General features: G+C 68.7%; 1 protein-coding gene. It reads right to left on the bottom strand.

The annotated features are described in order from the left end of the window. The coding region (locus tag ACFVFH_RS35570; RefSeq protein ID WP_383777056.1) for an amino acid adenylation domain-containing protein at window positions 1-8,839 on the bottom strand (8,839 nt) is incomplete at its 3' end. Window positions 8,840-8,860 lie beyond the last annotated feature (21 nt).

Below are 8,860 nucleotides of genomic sequence, written 5' to 3'. Positions count from 1 at the left end.
CCGGCAACGTCACCGCCGGAACCTCACGCGCCGTGTCGTTCCACCCCGACACCACCAACGCACGCTCACACTCACCCAACACCTCGACCCGACCGGCCCTTTGACGGGGATCCGTGGCCATGGCCGCCAGGACGCGGTGCAGCCTGGAGCCGAACTCTTCGACCGTTCGCTGGTCGAAGAGGTCGTGGGCGTAGACGATCCGGCCCAGCAGCCCGTCGGGGCGCCGTTCGTCCGTGAAGCGCTCCTCGAAGGTGAAGTCGAGGTCGAACTTGGCCGGCCTGCTGCCGATCGGCATGCCGCTCACGCGGAGACCGGGCAGGTCGAGTGCGGCGCTCTCGTTGTTCTGCAGGACCAGCATGACCTGGAACAGGGGGTGATGGGTCAGTGAGCGGGCGGGGGCCAGGCTTTCGACCAGTCGCTCGAAGGGAACGTCCTGGTGCGCGAACGCCTCCAGCCCCGCTTCCCGCACCCGGTGGAGGAGGTCGGAGAAGGTGGGCAAACCCGAGAGGTCCGTCCGCAGCACCAGGGTGTTGACGAAGAAGCCCACCATGCTTTCCATGGCCGAGTCCGTCCGGCCGGCGACCGCGGTGCCGAGCGGGATGTCCGTACCCGCGCCGAGCCGGGACAACAGCGTGGCCAGGGCGGTCTGGAGCACCATGAACATGGTCACCCCTTCGGCACGCGCGAGCCGGGCCAGGTTCTCGTGCAGCTCGGCGGGGATGGCCAGCTCCACCACGCCGCCACGGTGTGTCAGGGCGGTGGGGCGAGGACGGTCCGTGGGCAGGTCGAGCTGCTGGGGGGCGCCGTCGAGGGCCTTCCGCCAGTAGGAGAGCTGTCGCGACACCACGCTCTCCGGGTCGTCGTCGGCCCCGAGCAGTTCGCGCTGCCACATCGTGTAGTCGGTGTACTGGACCGGAAGGGGGGCCCAGTCGGGCGTACGGCCGAGACGGCGCATCGCGTAGGCGGCCGAGAGGTCCTGTGCCAGGGGCCGCATCGACCATCCGTCACCGGCGATGTGGTGGATCACGACCAGGAGCACGTGTTCGTCCGGTCCGACCGCGAACAGGGTCGCCCGGATCGGGATCTCGGCGCTCAGGTCGAAGGGGCGCGAGGCGGTCTCCGCCAGAGCGGGGCCGAGGTTCGCCTCCGCGGTCTCGACCACGGTCAGGTCGCAGTGGTACGCGTCCGGGGTGAGGACCTGCTGGCGCGGCTCTCCTCCCGGGGCGGGGAACACCGTTCCCAGCACTTCATGCCGCCGCACCACGTCCCGCAGGGCGCTTTCGAGCGCCGGTCGGTCCAGGGGGCCTTCGAGCCGGAGCGTCAGCGGGATGTTGTAGGAGGCATTCGTTCCCTCCAGCTCGCTCAGGAACCACATCCGTCGCTGTTCCAGGGAGAGCGGCACCACATCCGGCCTCGCCGTGGCCACCAGTGCGGGCGCCGCCCGGTCGGCCTTGGACAGCCGCGGGGCCAGCGCGGCCACGGTGGGGCTCTCGAAGACGGCCCGGAGGGGAAGTTCGACCTGAAGGGTCGAGCGGACGCGGCTGACGAGCCGGGTGGCGAGGAGTGAATGTCCGCCGAGGTCGAAGAAGTTGTCGTCGATGCCGACCTGCGGCAGGCCCAGGATGTCGGCGAACGCCTGGCACATCAGCTGCTCGTCCGGTGTGCGCGGGGCCCGGTAGGTGGCCTCCAGTGCGGTGGTGTGGTCCGGGGCCGGGAGGGCGCGGCGGTCGAGTTTCCCGTTCACCGTGAGCGGCAGCGTGTCGAGTACGAGTACTGCGGAGGGGACCATGTAGTCCGGCAGGAGTGCCGTCAGGTCGGTCCGGATTGCGTTGGTGTCCATGGTCGTGCCTTCGGTGGGCACGACGTAGGCGGTGATGCGCTTGTCGCCGGGGGTGTCCTCGCGGACGATCGCGGTGGCCTGGGCCACGCCGGGCCGGTCGAGCAGGGCCGCCTCTATCTCGCCCAGCTCGATCCGGAAGCCACGGATCTTGACCTGGTCGTCGGTGCGGCCCAGGTAGTCCAGCGTCCCGTCCGCACGCCAACGCGCCAGGTCACCCGTCCGGTACATCCGCTCACCCTCCGCACCGAACGGACACGCCACGAACCGCTCCGCCGTCGGACCCGGACGGTTCAGATACCCCCGCGCCAGACCGGTACCGGCGATGTACAGCTCACCGGGCACGCCGACCGGCGCCGGCCGCAGTGCGGCGTCCAGCACGTACACCCGGGTGTCGTCCATCGGGCTTCCGATGGGAAGCGTGTGCCCGGGGTCGGCTTCGGTGGTGACCAGGTGCTGGGTGGCGCACAGGGTGGTCTCGGTGGGGCCGTACAGATGGCGGACGGTCAGGTGCGGGAGGGCGCCGAGCAGACGCGTGACCGCTGCGGGCGGTACGACGTCTCCGCCGGTGAGGACCTCCGTCACCTCGGTGAAGATCTCGGGGTGTTCCTCGCTGATGACGCGGAACAGCCCGGCGGTGACGTGGATGTGGGTGACCCGGGTGTCGGTGATCAGGTGGTGCAGAGCGGAACTGTCGAGCTTGACCTCAGGGGCGATGGAGACACTGCCGCCGTGGACGAGCGGGGCCCACAGTTCGTAGGTGGACGCGTCGAACGCGTGGGGGGCGTGGAAGAGAACCCGGTCGGCCGGGCCGACGTTCCAGCGGGAGTCCCGCAGGAGGGCGGCGACGTCGGCGTGGGTGGTGACGATGCCCTTCGGGGTACCGGTAGATCCGGACGTGTACATGACGTACGCGGCCTGGTCCGGCAGCACCCGCGGCGTACGAACGGCCGCGGTCTCCGCCGTTTCCGGCTCGGCGAGCGCAGCGCCGTCGATGAAGACGACCTGGGTGCCCTGCTCCGCCGCCGTACGCACGACGTCGTGCTCGCGCAGGTCGGTGTCGGCCAGCAGCAGGTGCGCCCGAGCGTCCGAGAGGACGGCCGCCATGCGCGATACCGGCGAGCGCAGGTCGAGCGGGACGAACGCCGCACCGGCCTTGGACACGGCCAGGAAGGCTGTCACGAGTTCCGTGGAACGCCGCATGCACACCGCGACCAGCGTCTCCGGGCCCGCCCCGTGGCCGGCCAGGACACCGGCGAGCCGGTCGGCACGCGCATCGAGTTCGGCGTACGTCACCGTCTCGTGGCCCGCGCCGTCCGCCGGAAGCGCGCCCTGCACGGAGTTCTCGTCCATGCTGCGGGTCCGCACGAGGGCCACCGCGTCGGGTGTCCGGGCGGCCTGTGCCTCGAAGAGAGCCGGGAGGGTCGCGGGGCGCATCTCGCGCGCGGTGTCGTTCCAGGTGGTCAGCAGCTGTTCGTGCTGCTGGTCGTCGAGGACGCCGATCCGGTCCAGTCGGGTGTCCGGGCGCTCCTCCAGGGCACTGACCAGGTTCTCGACGGCGGTGTGCAGCAGCCCGCACACCGTCTCGGAGTCGACCGGCGCGGCCGCGTGCACGGTGATCCTGAAGTCCGCCCCGGTGTCGTCGACGGAGGCCGTCACCGGGTAGTTGTTGCGCTCGACCGCGTGCAGGATCTCGATCCCCGCGATCCCGGTGTCCGGAAGCTGCCCCGGCGCGGAGTCGAAACTCGGCCTGCTGTGGCGGTAGTTGAGGAGCGAGGTGAACAACGGGCTCTGGGCCGGGAGGCCGGTGGCCTGCTGTGCCAGGGCCAGCGGCGCGTGCTCGTGCCGCAACAGCTCGCCGAGCTGGGCCTGTACGGTGCCCAGGCCCTGGTCCAGGGGCTGGGTCGCGTCGACCCGGATGGGCAGCGTGTTGATGTAGAGGCCGGGGGTGCGATGGGCCGTGCCGCCCGCGTCCATACGCCCGAGCAGGACCGTTCCGAAGACGGGGCGGCTCTGGCCGGTCGTCGCGGCGGCCACCCGGGCCCAGGCCAGATGAAAGAACGCCGCCGCACTCACACCATGGCGACGCGTCTGCACCCGCAACCGCCCGGCCGTCTCCGGAGCAAGCTCCAGCACGGCCTCACCGGTCCCGCTGCCGTCACCATGCGTGTCCATGACGCCGTAGGGAGCGGTCGGCTCCTCCACCTCGCTGAGCACCCGCTCGAAGTAGGCACGGTGCTGCTCCGCAGAGACCGCCAGGCGCGAGTACGCGACGAAATCACGGTACGGAGCAGGCTCGGGAAGCCGCCCCTCCTTGTGCTCCAAGTGCGCACGGACCTCGTCAAGGAGGATCTCCAGGGCCTGGTGGTCACGGGTCAGGTGATGAGTACGCAAGGCCATCAGCCAACGGCCCTCACCGGTTTCGCCGGTGTCGGCAGCGATCGTGGCATCGATCATCGGTGCCAGCCGGATGTCCATCGACGCCGGACAGGCCGCGAGCAGTCGGGCCGGTGCGTCGTCGTGGTCGGCAGCGGTGGCGGTGGCGGTGACCGTGGTCGTGGCGGGCGTCAGCGTCACTTCGTGAACGGGAAGAGTCACCTGCCGCTGGACAACCTGCAAGGGCTGGGAAAGGTTCTCCCACAGCACCGCCGTGCGCAGAATGTCATGCCGATCCACCACGCTCTGCAACGCGGTGATGAACTCGTCCACCCGCTGCCGGGAGTCGAATCCCAGCACCGTGGGAACGATATACACGTCCCGGCCCTGCTCGGCGTCCAGCAGGTGGTGGAAGAAGATGCCCTCCTGTAGGGGCGCCAGCGGATAGATGTCCGCGATGTTCGCCGCACCACCCGGGATCGCCTCGGTGATCCGGTCGAGATCGGACTGGGTCAGCTCGGCAAGCGTCACCATCTCCGGAGCCAGAACCTCGGCGCCCGCCGGGATCAGGTTCTCCGGCACCACGAACGCCGGACCCGTCCCGTCAACCGCCGCCAGACCGGCGGGCGTCGGCGTCTGGAAAAGCCCCCGTACCGACACGGGCACACCACGCCTACGCAACCGCTCCGTGAGGGTCACCGCCAGGAGCGAATGCCCACCCAGCTCGAAGAAGTTGTCATCGAGACCGACCCGGTCGAGCCCGAGCACCTCGGCAAACGCCTCGCAGACCAGCCGCTCGTCCTCGGTCCTCGGAGCCCGGTAGGACACTTCGAGGGCGGCGGAGTGGTCCGGGGTCGGCAGGGCGCGCCGGTCGAGCTTGCCGTTCACCGTCAGGGGCAATGCGTCCAGCGTGAGGATCGCGGACGGGACCATGTAGTCCGGCAGGACCGCCCCCAGACCGGCCTTGACCTGCGACAAGTCCACGGCCGTTTCTTCACCGGCCACGAGGTAGGCGGCGATGCGCTTGTCGCCGGGCACGTCCTCGCGAACGATCACCGCGGCCTGCGCCACACCTTCCTGCCCCAGCAGGGCAGCCTCGATCTCGCCCAGTTCGATGCGGTAGCCGCGCACCTTGACCTGGTCGTCCGTACGGCCGAGGTAGTCGAGCGTCCCGTCCGCCCGCCACTGCGCCAGGTCACCCGTGCGATACATCCGCTCGCCCGCCGCGCCGAACGGGCACGCGACGAACCGCTCCGCCGTCAGACCGGGACGGTTGAGGTAGCCGCGCGCCAGCTGGACTCCCGCGAGATAGAGCTCACCGGGAACACCCACCGGAACGGGTTGCAGATTCGCATCGAGGACGTACACGCGGGTGTTGCCCACCGGACCGCCGATCGGCACGGTCTCCGTACCCGGCCGGCACTCCCACGCCGTCACATCGATCGACGCCTCCGTCGGACCGTACAAATTGTGCAGCGGAACATTCAGAACGTGCAGGAACGCATCCCGCAGCTCCGGCGACAACGCCTCACCACTCGCGAACACCGCCCGCAACGACGAACCGCACTCCCGCACAGCAGGCTCCAGAAGAAACACCTGCATCATCGACGGAATGAAATGCGCGACCGTAACCCGCTCCGCACGAATCAACTCCGCCAGATACCCCGGATCCCGATGCCCATCCGGCCTCGCCACCACCAGTGCAGCCCCGACCGTCAACGGCCAGAAGAACTCCCACACCGACACATCGAAACCAACCGGAGTCTTCTGCAACACCCGATCCGACGCATCCAGCCCATAATCCGCCTGCATCCACGCCAGACGATTCACCACACCCTCATGCGCAACCACCACACCCTTCGGACGCCCCGTCGAGCCCGACGTATAAATCACATACGCAGAATTCTCCGGACCATGACCCACACGCACCGGATCCGAATCCGGCATCCCCGACAGAGCCAGATGCACCGCCGGATCATCCAGAACAACCCGCCGCACACCCACATCCGCACCCAGGCCCACACCACCAGCGGTCACCACCGCCACCGGACCACTGTCGGCAACCGTCGCCACCAACCGCTCCACCGGATAATCCGGATCCAGCGGCAGATACGCCGCCCCCGCCTTCACCACCGCCAGCAACGACACCACCAGATCCACCGACCGCGGCAGACAGATCGCGACCAGACCCTCCGGGCCCGCCCCCTCGGCCACCAGCAGATGAGCCAGACGATTCGCCCGCGCATTCAACTCCGCGTACGACACGCTCTCGCCCTCATGCACCACCGCAACCGCATCAGGCGTCCGAACCACCTGCGCCTCGAACAGCTCCGGCAACGTCGCCACCGGAACCTCACGCGCCGTGTCATTCCACCCCGACACCACCAACGCACGCTCGCGCTCACCCAGAACCGGAACCCGGTCCAGCACCACGCCGGACCCCTCCTCAAGCCCCGCCACCAGATTCATCACCGCAGTCTCGAACAGACCACACACCACACCCGAATCCATCGGAGCAGCAGCCTGGACCACAAACCGGAACCCGACACCCGTGTCATCGACCGACACCGTCAACGGATAATTCGTCCGCTCCTGAGCGTGGAGAATGTCGATTCCCGCGATCCCGGTGTCCGGAAGCTGTCCCGGCACGGAGTCGGAACTCGGCCTGCTGTGGCGGTAGTTGAGAATCGAGGTGAACAGCGGGTTCTGCGCCGGAAGACTCGTCGCCTGCTGTGCCAACGCCAATGAGGCATGCTCATGCGCCAACAACTCGCCCAATTGATCCTGGACCGTCCGCAAGCCGTGGTCCAGGGTCCGGGTCGCGTCGATCCGGATCGGCAGCGTGTTGATGTACAGGCCAGGCGTACGGTCGGAAGCCTCTCCGGCCTCCATGCGCCCGAGCAGGACCGTTCCGAAGACGGGGTGTGACTGGCCGGTCGTCGCGGCGGCCACCCTCGCCCACGCCAGATGGAAGAACGCCGCCGCACTCACACCATGGCGACGCGTCTGCACCCGCAACCGCTCAGCGACCTCCGAGGCGAGCTCCACCACCGTCTCACCGGTCTCGCTGCCGTCACCGTGCGTGTCCAGGACACCGTAGGGAGCGGTCGGCTCCTCCACCTCCCCGAGCACCCGCTCGAAGTAGGCACGATGCTGGTCCGCAGAGACCGCCAGACGCGAGTACGCGACGAAGTCACGGTACGGAGCAGGCTCGGGAAGCCGCGCCTCCTCGTGCTCCAGATGCGCACGCACCTCGTCGAGAAGAATCTCCAACGCCTGGTGATCACGGGTCAGATGATGGGTGCGCAACGCCATCAGCCAACGGCCCGCGTCGGCACCAACGGTGTCATGGGCGATCGTGATATCGATCATCGGTGCCAGGCGGATGTCCATCGACGCCGGGCACGCCGCGAGCAGCAGAGCCGAAGCATCGTCGCCGTCAGTACGAGCAAGCGTCACTTCGTGGACGGGAAGGGTCGCCTGGCGCTGGACGACCTGCAAGGGCTGGGAAAGGTTCTCCCACAGCACCGCCGTCCGCAGGATGTCATGCCGATCCACCACGGACTGCAACGCGGTGATGAACTCGTCCACCCGCTGCCGAGAGTCGAATCCCAGCACCGTGGGAACGATATAGACATCACTTCCCTGCCCCGCGTCCAGCAGATGGTGGAAGAAGATGCCCTCCTGCAACGGCGCCAGCGGATAGATGTCCGCGATATTCGCCGCACCGCCCGGAATCGCCTCGACGATCCGGTCCAGATCAGCGGCAGTCAGCTCGGCGAGCGTCACCATCTCCGGCGTCAGGGCCTCGGCCCCCGCCGGGATCAGGTTCTCCGGCACCACGAACGCCGGACCAGCACCCGCACTCTCGCCCGCAGCCAGCCCGGCCGGCGTCGGCGTCCGGAACAACGCCCGCACCGACACCGAGACACCACGCGCCCGCAACCGCTCCACCAGCGTCACCGCCAGCAGCGAATGCCCACCCAGCTCGAAGAAGTTGTCATCGATGCCGACCCGGTCCAGGCCCAGGATGTCGGCGAACGTCTCACACAGGAACTGCTCGTCCGGCGTACGCGGAGCCCGGTAGGACACCTCCAGCGCGGCCGTATGATCCGGGACCGGCAACGCACGCCGGTCCAGTTTGCCGTTCACCGTCAGCGGCAACGCGTCGAGTACGACGATCGCGGACGGCACCATGTACTCCGGCAGCACCGCCCCCACACCGGCCTTGACCCGTGGCAAGTCCACGACCGCGCCGCCACCGGGCACGACGTAAGCGACGATGCGCTTGTCACCGGGCACGTCCTCGCGAACGATCACCGCGGCCTGCGCCACACCTTCCTGCCCCAGCAGGGCCGCCTCGATCTCGCCCAGTTCGATGCGGTAGCCGCGGACCTTGACCTGGTCGTCCGTACGGCCGAGGTAGTCGAGCGTCCCGTCCGCACGCCACCGCGCCAAGTCACCCGTCCGGTACATCCGCTCACCCGCCGCGCCGAACGGGCACGCCACGAACCGCTCCGCCGTCAACCCCGGACGGTTCAAATAACCCCGGGCCAGCTGGACACCCGCGAAATACAACTCACCCGACACCCCCACCGGCACCGGACGCAACCGCGCATCCAACACATACGCCCGCGTATTCCACAT

The organism is Streptomyces sp. NPDC057697 (genome assembly GCF_042799335.1).
GTDB lineage: Bacteria > Actinomycetota > Actinomycetes > Streptomycetales > Streptomycetaceae > Streptomyces.
Note: the sequence above shows the minus strand (reverse complement) of the source record. Positions and strands in the feature narration are given on the sequence as shown.